16 protein-coding genes are annotated in these 23,406 nt (G+C 74.3%); 10 read left to right on the top strand and 6 right to left on the bottom strand.

Going from position 1 to position 23,406, the window contains the following annotated elements; genetic code table 11:
• Nucleotides 1-11 precede the first annotated feature (11 nt).
• Entirely contained in the window at nucleotides 12-206 is a 195-nt protein-coding gene (locus O7595_RS28785; protein WP_093658158.1) for a hypothetical protein, read from the bottom strand.
• Nucleotides 207-563: 357 nt separating this feature from the next.
• On the opposite strand from O7595_RS28785, the gene O7595_RS28790 reads away from it, so the two are divergent.
• The 6 genes from O7595_RS28790 to O7595_RS28815 all read left to right on the top strand — a co-directional run bounded on the left by O7595_RS28790 (nucleotide 564) and on the right by O7595_RS28815 (nucleotide 10,290).
• A complete protein-coding gene (locus O7595_RS28790; protein ID WP_269731494.1) occupies nucleotides 564-956 on the top strand; it encodes an ankyrin repeat domain-containing protein in 393 nt (130 codons plus the stop codon).
• Nucleotides 957-1,175: 219 nt separating this feature from the next.
• A complete protein-coding gene (locus O7595_RS28795) occupies nucleotides 1,176-2,594 on the top strand; it encodes a HEAT repeat domain-containing protein (protein ID WP_269731495.1) in 1,419 nt (472 codons plus the stop codon).
• A gap of 403 nt (nucleotides 2,595-2,997) precedes the next feature.
• A complete protein-coding gene (locus O7595_RS28800; RefSeq protein WP_269731496.1) occupies nucleotides 2,998-4,113 on the top strand; it encodes a glycosyltransferase family 4 protein in 1,116 nt (371 codons plus the stop codon).
• The gene (locus tag O7595_RS28805; protein WP_269731497.1) at nucleotides 4,110-5,336 is read left to right on the top strand and encodes a glycosyltransferase; all 1,227 of its coding nucleotides are present in this window, start codon (nucleotides 4,110-4,112) and stop codon (nucleotides 5,334-5,336) included. The genes O7595_RS28800 and O7595_RS28805 overlap by 4 nt, the downstream gene beginning before the upstream one ends.
• Before the next feature lie 485 nt (nucleotides 5,337-5,821).
• On the top strand, nucleotides 5,822-6,691 hold the full coding sequence (locus O7595_RS28810; RefSeq protein WP_269732666.1) for an SGNH/GDSL hydrolase family protein: 870 nt from the start codon (nucleotides 5,822-5,824) through the stop codon (nucleotides 6,689-6,691).
• A complete protein-coding gene (locus O7595_RS28815; RefSeq protein WP_269731498.1) occupies nucleotides 6,688-10,290 on the top strand; it encodes a hydantoinase B/oxoprolinase family protein in 3,603 nt (1,200 codons plus the stop codon). The genes O7595_RS28810 and O7595_RS28815 overlap by 4 nt, the downstream gene beginning before the upstream one ends.
• Nucleotides 10,291-10,559: 269 nt before the next feature.
• Here the strand turns inward: O7595_RS28815 and O7595_RS28820 are convergent, their stop codons facing one another.
• The 4 genes from O7595_RS28820 to O7595_RS28835 are packed head-to-tail and all read right to left on the bottom strand — an operon-like array spanning nucleotide 10,560 to nucleotide 14,098.
• Nucleotides 10,560-11,423 carry a biotin-dependent carboxyltransferase family protein gene (locus O7595_RS28820; RefSeq protein ID WP_269731499.1) on the bottom strand — a complete coding sequence of 288 codons (864 nt, stop codon included), beginning with the start codon at nucleotides 11,421-11,423 and terminating at the stop codon, nucleotides 10,560-10,562.
• Nucleotides 11,420-12,046, bottom strand: a complete 627-nt coding sequence (locus tag O7595_RS28825) for a 5-oxoprolinase subunit B family protein (protein WP_269731500.1) — start codon at nucleotides 12,044-12,046, stop codon at nucleotides 11,420-11,422. The genes O7595_RS28820 and O7595_RS28825 overlap by 4 nt, the downstream gene beginning before the upstream one ends.
• On the bottom strand, nucleotides 12,043-12,807 hold the full coding sequence (locus tag O7595_RS28830) for a LamB/YcsF family protein (RefSeq protein ID WP_269731501.1): 765 nt from the start codon (nucleotides 12,805-12,807) through the stop codon (nucleotides 12,043-12,045). Before O7595_RS28830 ends, O7595_RS28825 begins: the two co-directional genes overlap by 4 nt.
• A gap of 13 nt (nucleotides 12,808-12,820) precedes the next feature.
• Nucleotides 12,821-14,098 carry an MFS transporter gene (locus O7595_RS28835; protein WP_269731502.1) on the bottom strand — a complete coding sequence of 426 codons (1,278 nt, stop codon included), beginning with the start codon at nucleotides 14,096-14,098 and terminating at the stop codon, nucleotides 12,821-12,823.
• Between the two features lie 212 nt (nucleotides 14,099-14,310).
• Here O7595_RS28835 and O7595_RS28840 point away from each other — a divergent pair, with 212 nt between their 5' ends.
• The 4 genes from O7595_RS28840 (at nucleotide 14,311) to O7595_RS28855 (ending at nucleotide 22,704) form a co-directional block, all read left to right on the top strand.
• A complete protein-coding gene (locus O7595_RS28840) occupies nucleotides 14,311-15,027 on the top strand; it encodes a GntR family transcriptional regulator (protein ID WP_269731503.1) in 717 nt (238 codons plus the stop codon).
• Nucleotides 15,028-15,106: 79 nt separating this feature from the next.
• Nucleotides 15,107-16,633: a hypothetical protein gene (locus O7595_RS28845; protein ID WP_269731504.1), complete on the top strand. Its 1,527-nt coding sequence runs from the start codon at nucleotides 15,107-15,109 to the stop codon at nucleotides 16,631-16,633.
• Nucleotides 16,634-16,796: 163 nt separating this feature from the next.
• Complete coding sequence (locus O7595_RS28850) at nucleotides 16,797-17,708, top strand: hypothetical protein (RefSeq protein WP_443071758.1); 912 nt, start codon at nucleotides 16,797-16,799, stop codon at nucleotides 17,706-17,708.
• 79 nt (nucleotides 17,709-17,787) lie between these two features.
• Nucleotides 17,788-22,704, top strand: a complete 4,917-nt coding sequence (locus tag O7595_RS28855; protein WP_269731505.1) for a hypothetical protein — start codon at nucleotides 17,788-17,790, stop codon at nucleotides 22,702-22,704.
• A gap of 104 nt (nucleotides 22,705-22,808) precedes the next feature.
• Here the strand turns inward: O7595_RS28855 and O7595_RS28860 are convergent, their stop codons facing one another.
• Nucleotides 22,809-23,222, bottom strand: coding sequence for a hypothetical protein (locus O7595_RS28860; protein WP_269731506.1), 414 nt, complete (start codon nucleotides 23,220-23,222; stop codon nucleotides 22,809-22,811).
• Nucleotides 23,223-23,406 lie beyond the last annotated feature (184 nt).

Below are 23,406 nucleotides of genomic sequence, written 5' to 3' on the forward strand. Positions count from 1 at the left end.
GTGCGGGGAGGTCAGAACTTGATCCCGCCCAGGAGGCTGGCCAGGCTCGCGCCTCCCGCGGTGATGCTCGGGGCGATGGCCGTGCCCGCGAGGTAGAAGCCGAAGAGCGCGGAGACCAGCGCGTGCGACGCCTTCAGTCCGTCCTTCTTGAAGAACAGGAAGACGATGATGCCCAGCAGCACGACGCCTGAGATGGACAGAATCATGAGCGGTTCTCCTGGTTGAGGGGACAGTCACCATGAGTCCTTCCATCCTCACAGAAGGTATCTATACGACAAAAGGTGCATTCGGGTGAAAGTTCGCCTCTTTCACTGGACCGGCGGATGACGGATCATTGCCGAACGGGTGTTGATCTTCGCGGTGCCACTTCGCGTGATCTTCGCCAGGTGCCGCGGGATCTTCCTCACGGGTCCTGGGGAGTGATGCCCCGTGGGTGGCGCAGTACCCTGTCGGTTCGCTCGTGCGGCGCCGCCCCGCCCTACGAAGCAGCAGGTCAAGCCCCTATCGGGGGTCCGGGACGCACCGGGCGCCCGTTGTCAGCGCAGTGAAAGGCGGTCCTTCGGATGAGTGAAGCCCCGGATCCCGAGGTGGTCGAGCTGGCCTCCAGGATCTTCGACCTGGCACGCCAGGGAGACGCCGAGGCCCTCGCCGCCTACGTGGACGCGGGCGTCCCGGCGAACCTCGCCAACGACAAGGGCGACTCGCTCGTCATGCTCGCCGCCTACCACGGCCACGCAGGCGCGGTGACCGCTCTCCTGGCGCGCGGTGCCGACGCGGACCGCGCCAACGACCGCGGCCAGACACCTCTCGCCGGTGCCGTCTTCAAGGGCGAGGACGGGGTGATCCGGGCTCTGCTGGACGGTGGAGCCGACCCGGAGGCGGGAACTCCGTCCGCGGTGGATACCGCGCGGATGTTTGGGAAGACAGACCTCCTGGAGCTGTTCGGCGCCCGGTGAACGGGAGTTGAACGCGAGGCGGAACAGTCGCCCTAAATGTGGTCGCGGCGACGAAATGGCTGGGTCATCATGACGTCGGGCCCGCAGGGGGCCACCGACGAGAGGCAGAGGAAGATGGTTTGCACCAAGCGGAAGACGACGGGCAGCCGATCATGTTGCCGCGTGGCCTAGGCGAACACACCCCCGGTCGCGTCGACAGCTTGATGTGAGGCACTTTCCATGTTCGAACCAGTCATAGCGCCGAGCGGCACCTTGCTCGGCCTGCTGCAGAGGGGCCGCGGCGACGGCACGCTGCACGCGCTCGCCGCGCCACGCGCCGAAGCCCTCGCTGCCCTCAACCACTGCGTGCTCCACGACCCCCGCCACGACTGGCAGGTGGAGAACCGCTCCCTCTACTACGCCCGCCTCTTCCTGGACCTGGGCGGGGGCCTCGACGAGATCGAGGCCCACCTCTTCGCCGCCGAGGACCACCTCGACACCGAGGACACCCGGACCGGGCTCGCGCTCTCCGTGCTGGGCCACCTGGCCTCGTACGGACGCGACGACTCGCTGGTGCTGCTGCGCAGGTACGCGGCGACCGGCGCCAACTGGGCCTGGGCCCTCGACGAGCTCGCCCTGCGCGACGACGACTCCGGGCTCCGCTCACTCGCGGGAGCCGTGCTCGGCCGCTTCCCGGCCACCCCGGCAGGCGACGCCGAGCTGGCCGCCGCCGTGCGCGACGCGTTCGAGCCGAGGCCGTGGCGGCTCTGGGCCGAGGACCGCCGGGAGGCGGTCGGCGCCCGGGTGCGCGCCGCCCGGGAACGCGGGTCCTTCGACCGCTGGCAGCGCCAGATGCGGCCCACGGGGCCGCGCCCCGGCTGGAGTGTCGAGTCGGTCCTCGACTGGGCCCAGCAGAGCCTGGAGCGCGGCAGCGCTCTGCACGTGCCCGCGGCGCGCTGTCTCGGCGCCGTCGCCGGACCCGACGACCGGCCGCTGATCGCCGAGGCCGCACGCGGTGGGCCCGACGGCGCACGCTGCGCCGCCCTGCACTACCTGGCGGAGATGCGCGATCCCGCCGTCCTCGATCTCATCGAGGCCGCGGCCGCCGACCCTTCCCGTACCGTCGCCGAAGCCGCCGTCGCCGCGTTCGAGCGGATGTGCGGCGGCGACGCCGTCGACCGGGCGCGTGGCTGGATCCACCGTCCCGACGCGCTCGGCGCCTCCGCCGCAGGCGTCCTCGCCTGTCGGGGCGGCGCCCAGGACAGCGAGCTCGTCCTCGGCGCACTCCGCGAGACCGTCCGCGCCGAAGGACCCGACGCCCCCCTGCTGTGGGTCCTCGTCGACGGCACCGGCCGGCTGGGCATCGGCTGCGCCGCACCCGTGCTGCGCCACGTCTACCGCGAGACCGCCTCCTCCCAGTTGCGCGGCCGCACGGCCCGCGCCCTGGCCGCCACCGACCCCTCCTTCGCGACCGGCTTCGCCGTCGAATGCCTGTGGGACTGCGAGGAGACCACGAGAGAGGTCGCCGCACTGCACGCCGAGACCGGTGACGCACGCGTCGCCGAGCGTCTCCGCCGGCTCGCCGCCGACCCGGCGGAGGAGGCCGAGGTGCAGACGGCCGTCCGCAGCCGTATCGCGCCGGAAGCCCCTCCACGCTGACCTGACGCGCCGCGGTGCCCGCTGACCGGCGCACCGCGGCGCGTGGAGCGGAGCAACCGGCGAACCGGTCCGCGCCGGGCCACCACCGTGCGGTGCGCTGACGGGCCGCGGGGCGGGCCGAGCGAGGGCCGGTCCGGGCGAGCGGGCCAGGTCGGCTCGCCCGGCTCGGCGGCGGTTCGGGCTCCCTTGCCCCTCGGCTCGTCGGCGACGCGCGCCTCCCGCCGCTGCCGAGGAGACCGGCGGCCGAAAACACTGTGGGATCGTGGCCGGAACGGGCACGCCGGGGCAACGGGGGGCAGGTCCGGTGGGTACACGCCGGTCGGGGTCAAACGCTCATGGGACGTTCGACGCGCGGAAAGATCCACGTTGGCCGCGCCACCCCCGGCGGGACGAGAACACGATTATGCGTGTCGTCATCGTCACCGAATCCTTTCCACCCGACGTCAACGGTGTGGCGCACTGCGCCCTGCAGACCGCCCGGCATCTCGCCGCGCGCGGCCACGACCCCCTCGTCATCGCCCCGGCCGTGGCCGGACCCGACGCCGCCGCCCCCTGCCCGGTCGTGCGCGTGCCGTCCCTGCCCCTGCCCGGCTACCCCCAGGTCCGGGTCGCGCTGCCCAGCCGGCGGCTGGCCGCGGCGCTCACCGCGCACCGGGCCGATGTCGTCCACCTCGCCAGCCCGTTCGTGCTCGGCGTGCGCGGCATGGGCGTCGCCGCCAGGCTCGGGCTCCCCGCCGTCGCCGTCTACCAGACCGACCTCGCCGGCTACGCCCGTACGTACATGGGCGCGGGGGAGAACACGGCCTGGCGGCGCATCCGCACCGTCCACACGGCCGCGGACCGGACCCTGGCACCGTCCAGTGCCGCCGTCCGCGACCTGGAGGAGCACGGCGTGCCGCGGGTGCGGCTGTGGCCGCGCGGGGTGGACACCGTACGGTTCCGGCCCGAGCTGAGGGACGAGTCGCTGCGAAGGGAACTCGCCCCGCGCGGCGAGACGATCGTCGGCTACGTCGGCCGGCTCGCACCGGAGAAGTGCGTCGAGCTGCTCTCCGGGGTCTGCGCGCTCCCGGGTGTCAAGGTCGTCGTCGTGGGCGACGGGCCCAGCGGCGCCACGCTGCAGAGCTCACTGCCGGGGGCCGTGTTCCTCGGCCGTCGCACGGGCGACGACCTGGCGAGGATCTTCGCCTCGCTCGACGTGTTCGCCCACACCGGCCCGTACGAGACGTTCTGCCAGACCGTGCAGGAGGCCATGGCCAGCGGCCTGCCGGTCGTCGCGCCCGCGGCCGGCGGCCCGCTCGACCTCGTCGACCACGGCCGGACCGGTTTCCTCGTACCCCCGCACGACGCGGTTGAGGTGCGGGACGCGGTGGCGGCCCTCGTGGCCGACCCGGCGCGGAGACGGGCGTACGGCCGCGCCGCCCGGGCCACCGTGGAGGGCAGGACCTGGGCCGCCGTCGGCGACCAGCTCCTGGGCCACTACGCCGAGGTGCTCCGCGAGCGCACGGCGGTGGCGGCATGAGCGCGGCGGGCGGCACGAGCGGCGCCGGCCGCGCGGTCCGAACCCACGGCGCACACCGCGCGGACGACGCGCGCGGGCTGCGGATCGTACGGCTCGCCAACTTCGTCACACCGTCCTCCGGCGGGCTGCGCACCGCGCTGCACGAGCTGGGACGCGGCTATCTGGCGGCCGGCCACGAGCCGGTGCTGGTGATCCCCGGCGACACCGAGAGCGACGAACGCACGGCGCAGGGGCGGGTCGTCACCGTGCCCGGGCCCGAGCTGCCGGGCACCGGCGGGTACCGGGTCCTCGCCGGCCGGACCCGGCTGCGCACCCTCCTGGAGGAGCTGGCCCCCGACCGGCTGGAGGTCTGCGACCGGACCACGCTGCGCTGGACCGGGGAGTGGGCACGGCGCCGCCGCGTTCCCTCGGTCATGGTGTCCCACGAGACCGCCGACGGCGTGCTGCGCACCTGGGGTGTCCCCGGGGCGTTCGCCGAGGGCGCCGCCGACCGGCTGAACAGGCGCAGTGCCTGGTCGTACTCGCGGATCGTCTGCACCACGGAGTGGGCCGAGCGCGAGTTCGTCCGGATCGGCGCGCGGAACGTGGTGCGCGCGCCCCTCGGCGTCGAACTCGACCGCTGCCGGCCGGGACGCCGCAGCCGGGTGCTCCGCGCCCGCTACACGGAGGGCGCCGACGTCCTGCTGATGCTCTGCTCCCGGCTCTCCGTGGAGAAGCGTCCCGGCATGGCCCTGGACGCACTCGCCGGGCTGCGCGGGAGCGGGGTGCGGGCGGCCCTCGTGGTGGCGGGGGAGGGCCCGCTGCGCGCCGGACTGGTCCGGCGCGCGCGCGAGGAGCGGCTGCCCGTGCACTTCCTCGGCCATGTCTCCGACCGCGAGGCCCTGGCCGACCTCCAGGCCGCGGCGGACATCTGCCTGGCGCCCGGTCCCGCCGAGACCTTCGGGCTGTCCGCGCTGGAGGCGCTCGCCTGCGGCACACCGGTCGTCGCCAGCGCGTCCTCGGCCCTGCCCGAGGTCGTCGGCGACGCGGGGATCGCCGCCCACGACAGACCGGAGGCCTTCGCCGACGCGGTCCGGGAACTCCTCGCCCGCGCCGAGGGCCCGCGCCGCGCCGCCGCCCGCGCCAGGGCTGAACTCTTCGGCTGGAACCGTGCGGTCGCGGCCTTCCTCGCCGCCCACGACGCCCCCACCGGGGTCGCGGGCCGCCCGGGTACGGCGACATGACCACCGAGCTGGTCCCACCCCTCCGCGCTGCGGCGGCGGACGTCGGGCGCGGTACGGACATGCCCGCCCGGGACGACGGGCACACGCCGGCCGGGCCCGGTGCGGGCGATGCGGCTGTGGGAGTGGGGACCTCGCCCGGCGCCGGGGAGACGCCAGTCGGCCTGGTGGCCGTCGCCGGTTCCGCGGGCGTGACCCTTGCCGAGGACCCGGTGGCCGTTCCTCCCGGCTCCGAGGACCGGGCGGCCGCGGTGCTGACGCCACCCGTGGCGGGCGGCTCGGTCCGTCGCGGACGCTCCGGCGGCGAACCGGCCGCCGGCCCCGTACCCGGGCCGTGTGCCGGTGCCCGCGCGGGCGACCTGTCCCGGGCACTCGTCCCCGCGTCCGGAGCGGGTTCGGTGTCTGCGGCTGTGGGTGTGGTGTCCGGTGCGGGTTCGGTGCCCGGAGTCGTGGGCGTTGTGCCCGGTGCGGCGATCGCGCACGCGGCCATGACCGCCGGGCGTGTTCCGCGCTTCGCCGCCCTCGGCGATTCGCTCACCGAAGGCGTCGGCGACCGCGTCGACGGGGCGTGGCGCGGCTGGGCCGCGCTGCTGGCCGAGGGGCTCGGCACGACCGGTGAGCCCGCGGAGTTCCGCAACTTCGCGGTCAGCGGTGCCCTCGCCCGCGATGTACGAGAGACCCAGGTCCCGGCCGCCCTTGCGTACGCGCCCGACCTCGCCTCCGTCATCGTCGGCGTGAACGACACCCTCCGGCACACCTTCGACATCCGTGACCTCGCCGTACGCCTCGACGAGGTCTGCGCCGCCCTCAGCGCAAGAGGCAGCCGGCTGCTGACGGCCTGCCTGCCCGACCCGGGTGCGATGCTGGCCCTGCCCGCCCCCCTCGCCCGCCCGCTCGCTCGGCGGCAGCGCGCCGTGAACGCGGTCGTCCACGCGCTGTCCGAGCGGTACGGCGCCGTCCATCTGCATCTGGCCGACGGCTCCTGGGTCGAGGACCGCTCGATGTGGAGCGCCGACCGGCTCCACCCCGGCGAACGCGGTCACCGGGCGATCGCCCGCCGGTTCCACGAACTGCTCGCCGCCGGAGGGCTCGCCCTGGGCGCCGCGCCGGGCGGCGAACCCGAACAGCCCGCGCCCAGCCGCACGGCCAAGGCCGTATGGCTCGCCACGGCCGGTACCGCGTGGGTGGCGCGCCGGTGCACCGACCTGCTGCCCCAGCTGCTCGGCCTCGCCGGCGCCGAGCTGGGGCACTGGGCCCGGGGCACCAGCGCCCGACTGGACCACATCGCCGAAAACGCCCTCGCCTCCGCCCTCGCCTCGCTGTCCCCGGTCCCGCCGCTTGCCAGAATGGGGGAATGAGCGGGCGCTGGGAGTTCTGGATCGATCGTGGCGGGACGTTCACCGACATCGTCGGCAGACGGCCCGACGGACGTCTCGTCACCCGCAAGCTGCTGTCCCACAGCCCCGAGCACTACGCCGACGCGGCCGTCGCCGGCATCAGGCTCCTTCTCGGCCTCGGACCGGACGTTCCGGTGCCGGCGGACCGCGTCGAGGTCGTGAAGATGGGCACGACCGTCGCCACCAACGCGCTGCTGGAGCGCCGCGGCGAACCCACCGTGCTCCTGGTCACGGAGGGTTTCCGGGACGCGCTGCGCATCGCGTACCAGAACCGCCCCCGGCTCTTCGACCGCCACATCGTCCTTCCCGAGGCCGTGTACGACCGCGTCATCGAGGTGCCCGAGCGGATCTCCGCCCATGGCGAGGTGGTACGACCGCTGGATCTCGCCCCGGTGCGGGAGCGGTTGGGGCAGGCCCGCAGGGACGGCTTCGCGAGCGCGGCCGTCGTGTTCATGCACGGCTACCGCCACCCGGACCACGAGTCGGCCGTCGCCGCCGCGGCGCGTGAGCTGGGCTTCACCCAGGTGAGCTGCTCCCACGAGGTCAGCCCGCTCATCAAGCTCGTACCCCGCGGCGACACGACCGTCGTGGACGCGTACCTCTCACCGATCCTGCGCCGCTACGTCGACGAGGTCGCGAAGGAGCTCCGTTCCATCCGCCTGATGTTCATGCAGTCCAACGGCGGACTGCGGGAAGCCGCCCACTTCCGGGGCAAGGACGCCGTGCTGTCCGGTCCCGCCGGTGGGGTCGTCGGCATGGCACGCACCTCCGAACAGGCGGGCCACCGCCGGGTCATCGGCTTCGACATGGGCGGGACGTCGACCGATGTGTCCCACTACGCGGGCGAGTTCGAACGGGAGCTGGGTACCCAGGTCGCCGGTGTGCGGATGCGCGCGCCGATGATGAACATCCACACCGTCGCCGCCGGCGGCGGCTCGATCCTCCACTTCGACGGCCGGCGCTACCGCGTCGGCCCCGACTCGGCGGGCGCCGTACCGGGCCCCGCCTGCTACCGGCGCGGTGGTCCGCTCACCGTCACCGACGCCAATGTGATGCTGGGGAGGATCCAGCCGCGACACTTCCCCGCCGTCTTCGGACCGGACGGCGACCAGCCGCTCGACGCCGACGCCGTACGGGAGGGGTTCGAGCGGCTGGCCGAGGAGGTACGCGAGGCCACGGGCACCGAACGCAGCCCGGAGGAGGTCGCGGCGGGTTTCCTCGAGATCGCGGTCCTCAACATGGCCAACGCCGTCAAGAAGATCTCCGTCCAGCGCGGCCACGACGTGACCCGCTACGCCCTGACCTGTTTCGGCGGCGCCGGCGGCCAGCACGCCTGCGGGGTCGCCGACGCACTCGGCATCGACACCGTCATCGTGCCTCCGCTCGCCGGAGTGCTCTCCGCGTACGGCATCGGCCTGGCCGACGCCACCGCCATGCGCGAGCAGTCCGTGGAAGCGGAACTCGGCGAGGACACCCTGGCCCGGGTGCGTGAGCTCTGCGACGAGCTGGCCGGACGCACCCGGGCGGAACTGCGGGACGACGCCGTCCCCGACGAGGCGATCGTGACCCGCGCCCGCGTGCTCGTCCGCTACGCCGGCACGGATGCCGGGATGTCCGTGCCCCTCGGCACGGAGAGCGAGATGCGCGGGGCGTTCACCGCGGCGCACCGCGCACGGTACGCCTTCACCATGGACAAGCCGCTGGTCGTGGAGGCGGTTTCGGTCGAGGCGGTGGGTACGGCCGGGCCCCATGGGACGGTCGTCGTCGAGGAGGCCACCGGCGGCACGGGGCCGCGGGTGCGGGACACCGTGCGGATGTTCCTGGACGGCCGTTCCGCCGACGCGCCGCTCCTCCGGCGGGTGGATCTCTCACCGGGCGACACGGTCGAAGGGCCCGCGATCGTCGCCGAGGCCGACGCCACCACCGTGGTGGACCCCGGCTGGCAGGCCGCCGTCGGCGAGGGAGGACATCTGCTGCTGACCCGTGTCCGGCCGCGGCCCGGCCGTACCGCCGTCGGCACCGACGTCGACCCGGTGCTGCTGGAGGTCTTCAACAACCTCTTCATGGCGATCGCCGAACAGATGGGCCTGCGGCTGGAGAACACCGCCCACTCGGTCAACATCAAGGAACGGCTCGACTTCTCCTGCGCCCTGTTCGACGCCGACGGCAACCTCATCGCCAACGCGCCCCACATCCCGGTGCACCTGGGCTCGATGGGCGAGTCCATCAAGGAGGTCCTGCGGCGCAACGCCGGCGAACTGCGGCCCGGTGACGTGTACGCCATCAACGACCCGTACCACGGGGGCACCCACCTCCCCGATGTGACGGTCGTGACGCCGGTCTTCGACGAGGCCGGCCGTGAGCTCCGCTTCCTCGTGGCCTCACGGGGGCACCACGCGGAGATCGGCGGGATCACACCGGGCTCGATGCCGGCGTTCAGCCGCACGATCGACGAGGAAGGCGTGCTCTTCGACAACTGGCTGCTCGTACGGGACGGGCGGCTGCGCGAGGCGGAGACCCGGGCCCTGCTCACCGGTGCCCGCCATCCGTCCCGCGACCCCGACACCAACCTCGCCGACCTGCGGGCCCAGATCGCCGCCAACGAGAAGGGGATCAGCGAACTGGACCGGATGGTCGAGGAGTTCGGCCTCGACGTCGTCCAGGCGTACATGGGGCACGTGCGCGACAACGCCGAGGAGTCAGTGCGCCGGATCGTCGCGGGGCTCGGCGACGGCTCCTGCCGCTACGAGACCGACAACGGCGCGGTCATCGAGGTCACGCTGACGGTGGACCGGGAGGCCCGCCGCGCCGTCCTGGACTTCTCCGGCACCTCCGGTCAGCAGCCGGGCAACTTCAACGCCCCCAGGTCGGTGGTGATGGCCGCCGTGCTGTACGTCTTCCGCACGCTCGTCGCCGACGACATCCCGCTGAACAGCGGCTGCCTGGAACCGCTGGACGTACGCGTGCCGGACGGCTCGATGCTCTCGCCGGCCTACCCCGCGGCGACGGTCGCGGGCAACGTCGAGACCTCGCAGGCGGTCACGGGCGCCCTGTACGCGGCGCTCGGGGTCCAGGCGGAGGGGTCGGGCACGATGAACAACGTCACCTTCGGAAACGACCGCGTCCAGTACTACGAGACCGTGGCCAGTGGTTCCGGCGCCGGCGACGGCTTCCGCGGCGCCGATGCCGTGCAGACCCACATGACCAACTCCCGGCTCACCGACCCCGAGGTGCTGGAATGGCGCTACCCGGTACGGGTGGACGCCTTCTCGGTGCGGGACGGCAGCGGGGGAGCGGGGCGCTGGCCCGGCGGCCGCGGTGCCGTCCGCCGCATCCGCTTCCTGGAGCCGATGACCGTCACCCTGCTGACCGGTCACCGGCGGGTGAGGCCGTACGGCATGGCCGGTGGCGAGCCCGGGGCAGCGGGATCGAACGCCGTCGAGCGCTCGGACGGGACGATCGAGGAACTGCGCGGCGTGGACTCGGTGGAGGTCGGAGCCGGCGACGTCCTCGTCGTCAGGACTCCGGGCGGCGGTGGCTACGGGCCCCCGGCCGGCTGAATCGGACCGCCGGACCGGGGGCGGTCCGGCGGCCCGGACCGGAAGCGGCCGGTAGGGCGCCCGAGGAGCGGGCGGCCGGTGCGCGTCGCCCGGTCAGCCGGGGCGGAGGGACCGGTGCGTCCGCGGACCCGCAGAGGGAACGGCCCCCGGTCGCCGGGCAGTGGGCCGCGGAGCGCTGTGGCGGAGTGCTCGTGCGGTTCGGCCGGGCCATCGTGTCGCCCGGCCCCCCGGGGGACTGGTGCGGCCGAGGGCGTCGTCCTGCCCGCGGCTCACCCGGTGGGCACGAATCGCACGGGTGTGCCAGGGGCCGCCTGGGCCGCCGCCGCGAGGTCGTGCTCGCGGACGACGGCCACCACCGGATAGCCGCCGGTGGTGGGGTGGTCGGCGAGGAAGACCACGGGCCGGCCGTCCGGCGGGACCTGCACCGCGCCGAGCACCATGCCCTCGCTGGGGAGTTCGTCGTGGACGGTCCGCTCCAGCGCAGGCCCCTCCGTCCGCAGGCCGATGCGGTTGCTCGCCGCCGACACCCGGTGGCCGCCGGCGGCCAGCGTCCGGAGCGCCCCTTCCGTGAACCAGTCGTGACGCGGGCCGAACCGTACCCGCAGCACCAGCCCGGTCGGCGGGCCGGGCCAGGGCGACCCGTCCACGCGCGGGGGCGGGCCGGCGGGCCGGCCCAGCGGAAGGACCGCTCCGTCGCGGAGCGGCGCCGGACCCAGACCGGAGAGCAGATCCGTCGAGCGGCTGCCCAGAACCGGCTCCGCCGCGATGCCCCCGGCGAACCCCAGGTAGCTCCGCACACCCCGGGTCGCGGCGCCCACCTCCAGCAGCGCCCCTGCCGCCACGCGCACGGGCGACCCCCAGGCCACGGGCCGTCCCCCGACCCGCACCGCGCACGGGGCGCCGCCGACGGCCACGGTCACCTCGCTCCGCGGCCGTACCGCGCAGCCGGTGAGGGTGGTCTCGAGCACCGCCGCGTCCTCGGGGTTGCCCACGAGACGGTTGACCAGGCGCAGCGCGAACGGGTCCAGCGCCCCGGAACGGGGTACGCCGAGATGCGCGTACCCCGGGCGGCCGAGGTCCTGAACGGTCGTCAGCGCCCCGGCCCGCACCACGAGCAGGGCCAGATCGGTCACGGGCCGGCCTCCGTCCCGACCACGAACCGCACCCGGGAGCCCGGGGAGAGCAGTGCCGCCGGTTCCCTCGCGGAGTCCCACAGGACCGCGTCCGTCGTCCCTATCAGCTGCCAGCCGCCGGGCGAGGCACGGGGGTACACGCCCGTGTACGCCCCGGCCAGGGCGACGGCCCCCGCGGGCACCGCCGTCCGCGGTGTGGCGCGCCGTGGCACCGTGAACTCCTCACCGAGTCCGGTGAGATAGGCGAAGCCCGGTGCGAAGCCGCAGAAGGCGACGCGGAACTCGGCCGCCGAATGGATGGCGGCGACATCCGTCACGCAGACGCCCCACAGGGCGGCGACCTCCGCGAGGTCCGGGCCGTCGTAGCGGACCGGTATCTCCGTCACCGAGCTGCTGCTCGGGGCGAGCGGCGGGACGGTCCACCGGGGAAGTTCGCAGGCCAGCCGCTCCGGCTCGTCGACGCCGTCGAGGAGGACGGTCCGTGCCGCCGGGACGATCTCCCGTACCGGGGGCAGCGTGCCCGCGGCGCGGCGGCGCAGCAACTCGGCGTGGAGCGCCCCGGCCTCCTCGCCGCTGCCGAGCTCCACCAGCAGTGCCCGTTCGCCGACGGGCAACAGCCTCATACGAACGCCTCCACCCGGACGCCCGACTCCTCCAGTTGTCCCCGCACCCGGCGGGCGAGGGCCACCGCGCCCTCGGTGTCGCCGTGGAGGCACAACGAGCGGGCCCGGACGCCGACGGACCGGCCGCAGTGCGAGGTGACGACCCCGAACCGGGCCATCGACACGGAGCGTTCGACGACCGCGTCCGCGTCGGTGAGGACGGAGCCCGCCCGCCCCCGTGGCACGAGGGTGCCGTCCGCCGCGTAGGCGCGGTCCGCGAACGCCTCGGTGACCACCGGGAGTCCGGCCTTCTCGGCCATCGTGTGGAGGACCGAGCCGGGCAGCCCCAGCAGCGGCAGCCGTTCTCCGGTCAGCACCACTCCCTCGACCACGGCCCCGGCCTGCTGCTCGTCGTGGACGACGCGGTTGTACAACGCCCCGTGCGGTTTGACGTACGAGACCCGTGCGCCGGCGGCGCGGGCGAAGACCTCCAGCGCGCCGATCTGGTACGCCACCTCGGCGGCCAACTCGTCCGCGGGGACGTCCATGGAGCGCCGGCCGAAGCCGGCCAGATCGCGGTACGAGACCTGGGCGCCGATCCGCACCCCCCGCTCGGCCGCAAGCGCGCACACCCGCCGCATGGTGGCCGCGTCCCCGGCGTGGAAGCCGCAGGCCACATTGGCGCTGGTGACGACGGAGAGCAGTTCCTCGTCGTCGGTGAGCCGCCAGCGGCCGAAGCCCTCGCCGAGGTCGGCGTTGAGGTCGATCGAGGCCCAGGTCATGGGGAAGTTCCTTTCACACGAGCTCTCGGCCGCGGGTCTCCGGCAGTCCCAGCAGCGCGACGACGGCCAGTCCGTAACCCACGGCGCCGAAGACCAGGGCGCCGCCGACGCCCCAGCTGCCGGCCAGGAAGCCGACCAGTGTGGGGAAGAACGCCCCCACCGCACGGCCGGTGTTGTACGTGAAGCCCTGGCCGGTGCCGCGCACGGCCGTCGGGTAGAGCTCCGCCAGGAACGATCCGAAGCCGCTGAAGATGGCCGACATGCAGAACCCGAGCGGGAACCCGAGCACCAGCAGCAGCCCGTCCGCGCCGGAGGGGATGTTCGTGTACGCCAGGATGCAGCCCGCGGAGAGCACGGCGAACAGCGCGATGTTCTTCTTGCGGCCGAGGACGTCGGTGAGGTACCCGCCCGTCAGATAGCCGATGAACGCCCCGGATATGAGGAAGGCCAGATAGCCACCGGTACCGACGACCGTGAGGCCCCGTTCCGACTTGAGGTACGTCGGCACCCAGGTCGCCAGTGTGTAGTAGCCGCCCTGGACCCCGGTGGACAGCAGCACGGCGAAGACCGTCGTCCGGGTCAGGTCCTTGCGGAATATCGCGGTGAACGATCCGCGGTCGCGGCTCGTCCTGCGGCGCTCGGCGGCCTCGGGCGCGTCCGTCACGTTCCGGCGGACGTACACGACGAGGAGGGCCGGCAGGGCGCCCGTCCAGAACATGACGCGCCATGCCGTGTCGGCGTCGAGGAACTGGAAGACCAACGTGTAGACGATCACGGCGAGGGCCCAGCCGGCGGCCCACGCGCTCTGGATCGCGCCGAGCGTGCGGCCGCGGTGCTTCGCCGTGGCGTACTCGGCCACCAGGATCGCGCCGACGGCCCACTCGCCGCCGAACCCGAGGCCCTGGAGCGCCCGGAACACCAGCAGGGTCTCGTAGTTGGGCGCGAATCCGCACAGCACCGTGAACAGGGCGTAGGTGATCACCGTGATCATCAGGGCCCGGACCCGGCCTATGCGGTCCGCGAGGATTCCGGCGAGCGCTCCGCCTATCGCGGAGACGACCAGGGTGACGGTGGTCAGCAGCCCGGTCTGGCCGCTGTCCAGGCTGAAGTAGGCGGCGATGGCCACCATGCCGAGCGGCAGCGTGAAGAAGTCGTAGGAGTCCAGCGCATAGCCGCCGAACGCGCCGCCGAAGGCCCGGCGGCCCCGCGGGCCGAGAGCGCGCAGCCAGGCGAACGCGCCGGTGTCCTCGGGTAGTTCGCCTTGCTCGGGTTGGGTCCTGGTCGTGCTCATCGGCACCTCGCAGAGGGGGAGAGGGTGCGGCGAGTGGTGATGCTGCGTGACGAACCGGTCCTGCAGAGTGACACTGCGCATACCGTAGAGGATCGTTCAACGATCCGACAAGAGTCTTGTCGTCTTCCGTTCGGGGCGGATCCTGCTCCTACGATGGGTGGCGGACGCCGACGGGGCCGCCGGCGGTGACGGAGAGCGGAATAGAGGGCGCTGTGGGCACGACGGGGTCCGAGCTCGGTGAACTGGCCGGTGACCGCCGGCTCCTGGGGCGCACGAGCACGGCGGAGCGGGTGGCGGACATTCTGCGCACCCGGATCGCGGAGGGCTTCTTCCCGCCTGGGGCGCGGCTCTCGGAGGACGGCATCGGCAGGGCGCTCGGCGTCTCGCGCAACACCCTGCGCGAGGCGTTCCGGCTGCTGACGCACGAACGGCTGCTGGTGCACGAGCTCAACCGCGGGGTGTTCGTCCGGGTGCTCACGGTCGAGGACGTCGACGACATCTACCGCACCCGGCGGCTGATCGAGTGCGCCGTCGTCCGCGGCCTCGGTGAGCCGCCGTTCGCGCTCGACGGGCTGCGCTTCGCGGTGGTGGGCGGTGAGCAGGCGGCCCGCGAGCAGAACTGGCCGGGCGTGTCCACCGCGAACATCCACTTCCATCGCGAACTGGTCGCGCTCGCCCGCAGCGCCCGCACCGACGAACTGATGCGCGGCGTCCTCGCCGAACTCCGCCTCGTCTTCCATGTCGTGGACGACCCCCGCGGGCTCCATGAGCCGTATCTCGTGCGAAACCGGGAGATTCTGGAGGCGCTGAAGGCGGGCAGGCGTGACGACGCCGAGCGGCTTCTCGCCCGCTACCTCGACGACTCCCGGGCCCGGCTCGTCGCGGTCTACGGAGGGATCGTGGCGGACGGGGACGCGGGGGAGCGCTGAGGACCGGGGCGCCCGCGCCGCGCACGGGGTTTCTGCGCCGTTTCGACCGGTGTCAGTGCGAGGACCTAGTCTGTGCACCGTGACTTCGCCCGCCCCGACGGAATCCGTTCCGCCCCAGCTCAGCGCGGGGCCGCGTCCCGCGCAGGGCCCGGCCGCCGACGAAGGGCTCGCGCGGCGGCTCCGTGCGCTCGCGTGCACCGCCCCGCTGCACGATCTCGACACCCGCAAGGCGAACCTCGCGGGCGAGTACTCGGTCTACGCGATGGCGGAGGTCGCCCTCGCCGCCATCGACCTCGTCACGCTCAACATGGACTTCGACACCGGAGCCGACCACGAGCAGATAGTGGCCAGGCTCCTGCCGCGGATCGCGGCCCAGGCCCCGCGGCGCCCCGCCGGCGAGCACGAGCGAGTGGCGCGCTGGGTGCTGGAGAACCTGATCAACGTCGGCAGCGTCGACCGCGGCTTTCGCGCCGTGTACGGCACTTTCGGCCCGGACGGGGTGTACGTCCGGCGGGACTACGACTTCAAACTCATCGAGGAAGTCCCGGGATACGGCGGCGGTGTCTATCTGCGCACCACGGACGAGGCGGTGAACGTCCTCGTCGGCGCCCTCGACACGGACGTCACCAGCGCCCAGATCGCCGCGGAGGTGAAGCTGGAGGTGCTGATCAGCCGCGGGCGCCTCGCCGACGCCCAGCTGGCCGCGGAGCAGGCCCGCTACCGGACCGTGCAGTACGCCGAGACCCTGCGCAGGACGCTGGAGGCCACCCGGCGCAATGTGCGCGCCGTCGACTGGCTCAACGCCGTGCCCGACATGATCGCCGAAGCGCTCGACCACGTCGCCGACCGCTACCGCCACGAGAACGCGATCCTCACGAACATCCGCAAGGCGCGCGACGAGGCCGAGGACCCCGAGCACAAGCGCCGGGCCGCCGAGCTCGTCGACATCGTCAAGGACTGCATCCGCCGCCACACCCAGCTCCAGTCCCGGCTCCTGGAGGCCGGCCCGCTCTTCCGGGCCGAGCAGGACCGCCAGGCGTTCGCCGCGCCGGCGGCGCGCTCCGGCGTCGATCTGTACGGCCATCTCGTCGCGCCACTGCTGCCCCTGCCCGTCGACCGGGCCATCCGCGTCACCGACGCGTACTTCGCACACGGCACGGGCCTGCGCACTCCCGCGTCCGTCCGGGTCGCGGACCTCGTCGAACTGCTGCTCAGCCCTCCCGTCGAGCGCGAGCACCTGGGCGCCGAACTGCCCGAGCCCGATCTGATCGCGACCCCGGACGACAGCCGCTTCAGCGAGGAGCAGCTGGCGAGCGCCATGGAACTGCTGGACCTGGAGCACGACGCCCCGCGCCGGCTCTCCGGTCTCCTCGCCGACGCCCGCCGCCGCGATCCGGACCTGCCCTATCTCGTCGCCCTCCTCGCCGTCCACGCGGCCAGCCCGCCGGTCGGCACGGCCTACCGCCAGGGCGAGGAGCGGCTGCTGTTCGCCGTCGACGACGGCACCGAGCTCGACGACCCCGAGTTCGGCGGCGCGGACCTGATCGTGGGCACGGCCCTGCTGGACGCGGCCGGCATGGCCGCGGACCGCACGGAGGCCGCGTGAGGCCGCGGCCGGGGCCCGGTCTCCCCGCGTCCCCGTCTCCGCCCGTCCGCCGCGCGCACCGCACGCCCGCCCGGGAGGCCCGCGCGGCCGACGGCGCGGCGCGCCGCGCAACCGCCCGGCACCGCACACCAGCGCCCCACCACCGCACAGAGGAGCCCCAGCCGTGAGCGACCAGCACGCAGAGCACGCCGGGCCCCGGCGTGAGCCGGACGTGCCGCTCGGGCCGCCGTCCGGGCCGATGTCCGCCTCCACCGGCGTGACCCCCGCCGACGCGGCCGACGCGGCGCGGCTCGTCTCCTTCGGGCTGCAGCCCAAACTGCCGCCCGCCCGCGACGCCGAGTACGCCGACCTGCTGCGGCGCTATCGCGAGGAGCCCGCCTTCGCCCGCCTCGCCGACGCCGTCGCCACCGGGCTCGGCCTGGTCGTCCTCGAGGTGTCGCCCCGCGCGGGAATGGCCGTGACCGCGGCCGAGGACTCGGTCTTCGCCGTCCGTATGGGCGACTACGCCCGACGGGCCTCCGCCGACTCGGCCGACCGGTTCCTCCACGGCCTCGCCCATCTCGCCGTCGCCGCGCTGGCGTTCCCCCGCCCCGAGGACCTCGCCGACGACGGCTACATCGGGCGGATCACCGTCAACGGCGTCGACGCGTTCGTGCGGCAGGCCTGCCGCCGTCTGGAGGAGCGGGCCGACGAACAGGGGGAGAACACCGACCCGGCGTCCGACGCCCCGGGACTCGAAGCCGCGTGGCGCGTCTACGCACGGCGCAGCGCCACCGGAGCCACCAAGGACGCCCGCCGCCTCGCCGGCTCCACCACCGGCATCATCGCCAAGGCGGTCGCCTTCCTCACCGATTCCGGCTTCCTGCAGCGCACCGGGGAGGACTCCGGCGGCGCGTACCGGACCACCGCCCGCTACCAGTTGCAGGTCCGCGACATGGCGGGCAGCGCCGCCCTGACCGAGCTGCTGGAGCTCGGAGTCGTCCCCGTCACCGACGGCTCCGCCACGCTCGTGCCGGCGCCGGACGCTGACGACCTGGAGCTGGCCGCCGACGCCGGCCTTCCCTTCCACCCATGACCTCGCGGCGGGCCGCCCGCCGCCGTCCACCTCGCCCAAGCCGCCTCAACACCCCTGAGAACGACGAGAGTCCGCCGCCATGTACGAGCTGTCCCGGGTACGCCTCTACTCCATCGGGCCCGCCGGTGCGCGCTATGCCGACACCGTGCTGGACCTGCGCGGAGTCGGTGCGCCCGTGCCCGACCCGGCCCCGACGCAGGCCGAGTTCTTCGAGGAGGAGCCGGTCGGGCCGCCCCGCCGGCCCGCCCCCGCGGGCGTGCTCTTCCTGGAGAACGGCGGCGGCAAGTCCGTCCTCCTCAAGCTGATCTTCTCGGTGATGCTGCCCGGTCACCGCAACACCCTCGGCGGAGCCAGCTCCGGTGTGCTGCGCAAGTTCCTGCTCGCCGACGACTGCGGCCACGTCGCCCTGGAGTGGCAGCACACCCTCACCGGCGAACTGGTCGTCGTCGGCAAGGCCAGTGAATGGCGCGGCCGCCAGGTCTCCAACGACCCCCGCAAGTTCGCCGAGGCCTGGTACTCCTTCCGGCCCGGACCCGGTCTCAGCCTGGACTCGCTGCCCGTCGCCGAGTCCACCGCCGTCCGCCCGCCCGTCGAGGGCACCTCGGGCGCGCATGGCCGCCGGCGCACCATGAAGGGCTTCCGCGACGCCATCACCGAGGCGGGCAAGGCGTATCCGCACCTGGAGGTGTACTGGGAGGAGATCCACGACCGCTGGAACGAGCACCTCGGAGACCTGGGCCTCGATCCCGAACTCTTCCGCTACCAGCGGGAGATGAACGCGGACGAGGGAGAGGCCGCCGGGCTGTTCGCGGTCAAGAAGGACTCCGACTTCACCGACCTGCTGCTGCGCGCCGTCACCGACACCCGTGACACGGACGGGCTCGCCGACCTCGTCAGCGGCTTCGGCAGCAAGCTGGGCCGCCGCGCCGAGCTCATCGCCGAACGCGACTTCACCGCGGGCTCCGTCGACCTCCTCGGCCGCATCGTGGAGGCCGCAGACACCCGGACCAGGGCCCGCGACATCCATCTCGGGGCCGAGCGCCGCACCCGTACTCTCGCGCACCGGCTCTCCGCCAGGGCCGGCGAGGAGCGCGCCCGCACCGCCGAACTCGCCCAGCAGGTCACCGCCGCCGCGCACACCGTCACCGAGGCGGAGCGGACCCGCAGCCACAGCTCTCTCGTCGCGGCCGAACTGGCCTACCGGCACGCGTCGCTGGCCCTCACCGCGGCGGAGAAGTCCGCCGCCGCACAGCGCCGAGAGCTGACCGACGCACGCACCCTCCACGCCGCCTGGCAGGCCGCCGAGGCAGTGCTCCGCCACCGGGCCGCTGCGGACCGCTCCGCACGGGTGGCCGCCGCCATCCGCGAGGCCGAGCGGGACGCCGCGCCCGCGCTCGCGGCCCGCGCCGAGGCCGCCGCCGACCTCGTGCGCGCGCTCCACTCCGCGGCCGAGGACGGCGAGCGCCTGGCCAACGAGGAGGAGGAGCGCTCCGCCGGGCTCCAGGAAGCAGGCGAGGCCGCCCACCGCGACGCCACCGCCGCCGCCACTGACGCCCAGCGGGCCCGCAGTGAGGCGGGCCATCTGCGCCAGCGCCTCGCCGAGGTCGAACAGGAGACCGCGGAGGCCGTCCGCGCCGGCTGGCTCGACGACACCGCGCCCGACGCCGACCCGGCGAGGGCCGCCCTCGCGGCCAGCGACGCGGAGAAGTCCGCGGTCGCCGCCTGGGACGCGGCCCGCGATGCCGCCCGCACGGCCGCGGAACGCGCCCGTGAGGCGGCGGCAGCCGAGACCCGGGCCGAACTGACCGCGGCCCGCGCCGCGGACGCCGCCGAGGCGGCCGCCCACGCCCATGAGGCCGAGCGGCTCGCCGCCGCCTCCCTCGCCGGGTCCGAGCGCCTCGGCGAACTGCTCGGTCTGCCGGCGACAGCCGGGCCGGCGGAGGTCCCCGGACCCCGGCGCGAGCCGTCCGGTCCCGCCGCGACGGATCCGCGAGCGGTGTTCCCGGCACAGGCGACCGGCTCCGGGGAAGGCCGCCCCGCGCCCACTCCCGCGGGGACCGCGGCCGCCGACCGCCCCGAGGGCGTCCGGCGCGAAGACCGCACCGAAGTCCCCCTCACCGCCGAGGAGTTCGACCGCCACGCCGACGAACTGCGAGAGCTGCTCGATCAGGGCGTCGCGGCCGCCGAACGCCAGCTGTTCGAGCTGAGGACCGCGGCCGCGGACGACTCCCGCATCCTCGGGGCGCTCGGCGACGGCGGGCTGCTGCCTCCCGGTCCCGACGTCCTCGCGACCGTCGAGTTCCTCGGTGAGCACGGCATCCCCGCACTGCCCGGCTGGCGCTACCTCGCCCAGGCCGTCGCCCCCGCCGACCACGCCGCCGTGCTCGCGGCGCGGCCCGAGCTGGTCGACGGTGTCGTGATCACCGACCCCGTGTCGTACGCCCGCGCCCGCGAGGTGCTGACCGGCGCGGCACTGCTGCCGCGTTCCGCCGTCGCCGTGGGAACCGCGGCAGCCCTGCTCGCCCCCGTGCCGGGGCCCGCCGCCGGCACGGGCCCGGACGTGTTCCTCGTGCCGCCGAACCCGGCCATGCACGACGAGCACGCCGCGGACGAGGAGCGGCAGGCACTCCGGGCCCGCGCCGCGGAGCGGGACGAGGAGATCAGGACCCTCGCGGCGCGGTTGGCGGGCGACCGCGCCCTCGCCGCCCGTATCGGCTCCTGGCGCGCCGACTGCCCGCCCGGCATGCTCACCGAACTCGCCGGGGCCGCGCGTACCGCCCGGGAGTCGGCCGATGCCGCCGAGAAGGTGCTCGCCGAGGCCCGCACCGCCCGGGCCGAGGCCGAGGAGGCCGCCGCCGACACCGCCCGGGTGCGCGACGAACGGCAGGACACCGCCCAGCGGGCCCGCCGTGCCGCGGACGCGCTCGCCGGACTCGCCTTCCGCCTCCGCGAGCGCGCCGGGTGGCAGGCGAAGCTGCGTGAACTCGCCGACGAGGCGGCCGAGTCCGACGCCCGCGCCGGCTCCTGCCTCGAGCGGGCGAGAGTCGCCGACCAGGACCGCCGGGCGGCCCAGCGCGCGGCGGACGACGCCCGGCGCACCGCACGCGCCCTCCGCGCCGAGCGCGCGGAGATCGCGGGCGCGCCCGAGCAGTTGCCCGACGCGGACGGGACTCACGACACCCCCCGCCCTTCGCTGCCCGCCCTGCGGGAGGCGTACCGCGCCGCGTCCCAGCTGTACGAGAAGGTCGGCGTCGGGGCAGACCTCCGTGCCGAACAGGCCCACGCCGAGAGTGACGAGAGCGCCGGGCTCGCCGCACTCGACCGGCTCACCAACAAGGTCCGCACGCGCGCCGCCCAGTTGCTGGAGGGCACCGACGGGGCCGACGGACCCTCCCGCCAGGCCGCCGCGGCCCGCGCCGAGTCGCATGTGCAGATGCTGGAGACCCGCGCCTCCGAGGCCAGCGAGAAACTCGGCCGGCTGCGCGGGGAGGCCGAACGCCTCGCGCCCGTGGACGGTGACGCACACATCGCGCTTCCCGAGGAGATGGAGCCCTCGGACGCCCAGCACGCCCAGGCACTGCTGCGGACGGCCACCGGCGAGCTGGCCGCCCGTACGGAGGCGCTGGACACCGCCCGGGCGAGGCACGCCGAACTGCTGCGCGCGCACCGCACCGCCGAGGACTCGGCGAGCGGTTTCGACGAGACGGCGGCCCTCCTGCGCGATCTGCTCAGGGACCACACCGACGAGGACCAGGAACGTCCCCAGCCGTACGCGGGCGGTCTCGAGGAGGCCAGGCAGTCGGCGGCCGAGGCCCGCCGCTCCCTGCGCGGCTGCGCGGCCGATCTGTCCTCCGCCGAGTCGGCTGTGCGCGAGGCGAGCGATGTGCTCGTGCGCCATGCCAACTCCACCCGCTACGAGGCGGTGCGCACACCGGCCCGTCTGCAGATCCGCGAGCTGCCCGCGTCCTCCCTGCCGGAGCACTCGGCGCGCTGGGCCGAGGCGTTCGCACCACGGCTGCGCGTACTCACCGACGAGTTGGCGCAGTTGGAGCGCAACCGCGACTCCATCGTGGACCGGCTCCGCGGACTGGTGGAGTCGGCCCTGACCACGCTCCGCTCGGCCCAGCGGCTCTCCCGGCTGCCCGAGGGACTGGGTGAGTGGTCGGGCCAGGAGTTCCTGCGCATCCGCTTCGAGGAGCCCGACCAGGCGACCCTCACCGAGCGGCTCGGCGAGGTCATCGACGAGGCCACCCGCGCCGCGGTGAGGAAGAACTCCGATCTGCGGCGCGACGGGATGTCCCTGCTGCTCCGCGGCGTCCGGGCGGCTCTCGAACCGAAGGGCGTCGCCGTCGAGATCCTCAAGCCGGACGCGGTGCTGCGCGCCGAGCGGGTACCGGTCGGGCAGATGGGCGACGTCTTCTCCGGCGGCCAGTTGCTCACCGCGGCGATCGCGCTGTACTGCACCATGGCCGCGCTCCGCAGCAACGACCGGGGGCGGGACAGGCACCGGCACGCGGGCACGCTGTTCCTGGACAACCCCATCGGCCGGGCCAACGCCACCTATCTGCTGGAGCTGCAGCGTGCCGTGTCGAATGCCCTCGGCGTCCAGCTGCTCTACACCACGGGCCTGTTCGACACCACCGCCCTCGCGGAGTTCCCGCTGGTCATCCGGCTGCGCAACGACGCGGACCTACGAGCGGGCCTCAAGTACATCAGCGTCGAGGAGCATCTGCGCCCCGGCCTGCCGCAGCAGCGCACCGAGGGCGAGACCGTGCACGGGGAGATCACCGCGACCCGGATGTTCAAGAGGGCCGCGGACGAGCCGTCGCCCGCGCCGGTCGAGAGCCCGAGGGGGATCTCGACCGAGGCGGGGGCCGCGCCCCCGACGGGTGCCGTGCCGCGGTCAACGAGGCCGGCAGCCGCTTCCGAGGACGCCGGCACCGACTCCCGGCCGGGGTCCGGCTCGCCAGAACCCCCCGTCCGTCGCGAGGAGTAGCCGGCGACCCGCCCCCGAGGGGCCGCACGGTTCAGGGATCCCGGCATCTGAGGCTCCCGGCCCGGACGAACCCGGGCCGGGAATCCCCCGGACCTCGGAGGTCCTCAGGCCTGGGACAGCCGGCCCGCACCCGTTCGTCGTATCCGCGCGGACTCACGCGCCTCCGTGCGGGCGATCCGCCGTGCCTTCCTCCGCTCACGCCGCAGTTGCCGCGCTGTGCTGCTCGGCATCGACACCACGCCGTGCCGCTGGTTCCACACCTGGCGCGTCACCCACACGTCCAGCACCGCCCAGGTCGCACCGACCGTGCTCGCCACACTGCTCAGGACCAGGGGGAAGGCCAGCCATGATCCCGTCACCGAGAAGAAGAAGGCCATCAACGCCTGAGTGATCGTCACTGCCGTCACGATCACGGCCCGCACGGCCGCCGTGCGCACCGGGTCGGGCAGCCGCCGTCGTCCCACCGGTTCCTCGACCCAGAGCCGCCGCGGTGCTCCCACCTCGTCCGCCGTCGCCATGGTCTGCGCTCACTCCCCACGAATGTCCGACTGCAGGGTTGGCTACCCGCTTCCGGTCCGTGCACGCGCCGGCGCGGCCCGTCGGTCGACCCGTAGGCCGATTCCCCCGCAACTCCTGTTCCCCGTACACAAAGACGCACGGAAGCAACCGAAGATTCCCGTTGGAGCGAAGATATCCGGCCAT

This window comes from Streptomyces sp. WMMC940 (genome assembly GCF_027460265.1).
In the GTDB taxonomy this organism is placed as follows: Bacteria; Actinomycetota; Actinomycetes; order Streptomycetales; family Streptomycetaceae; genus Streptomyces.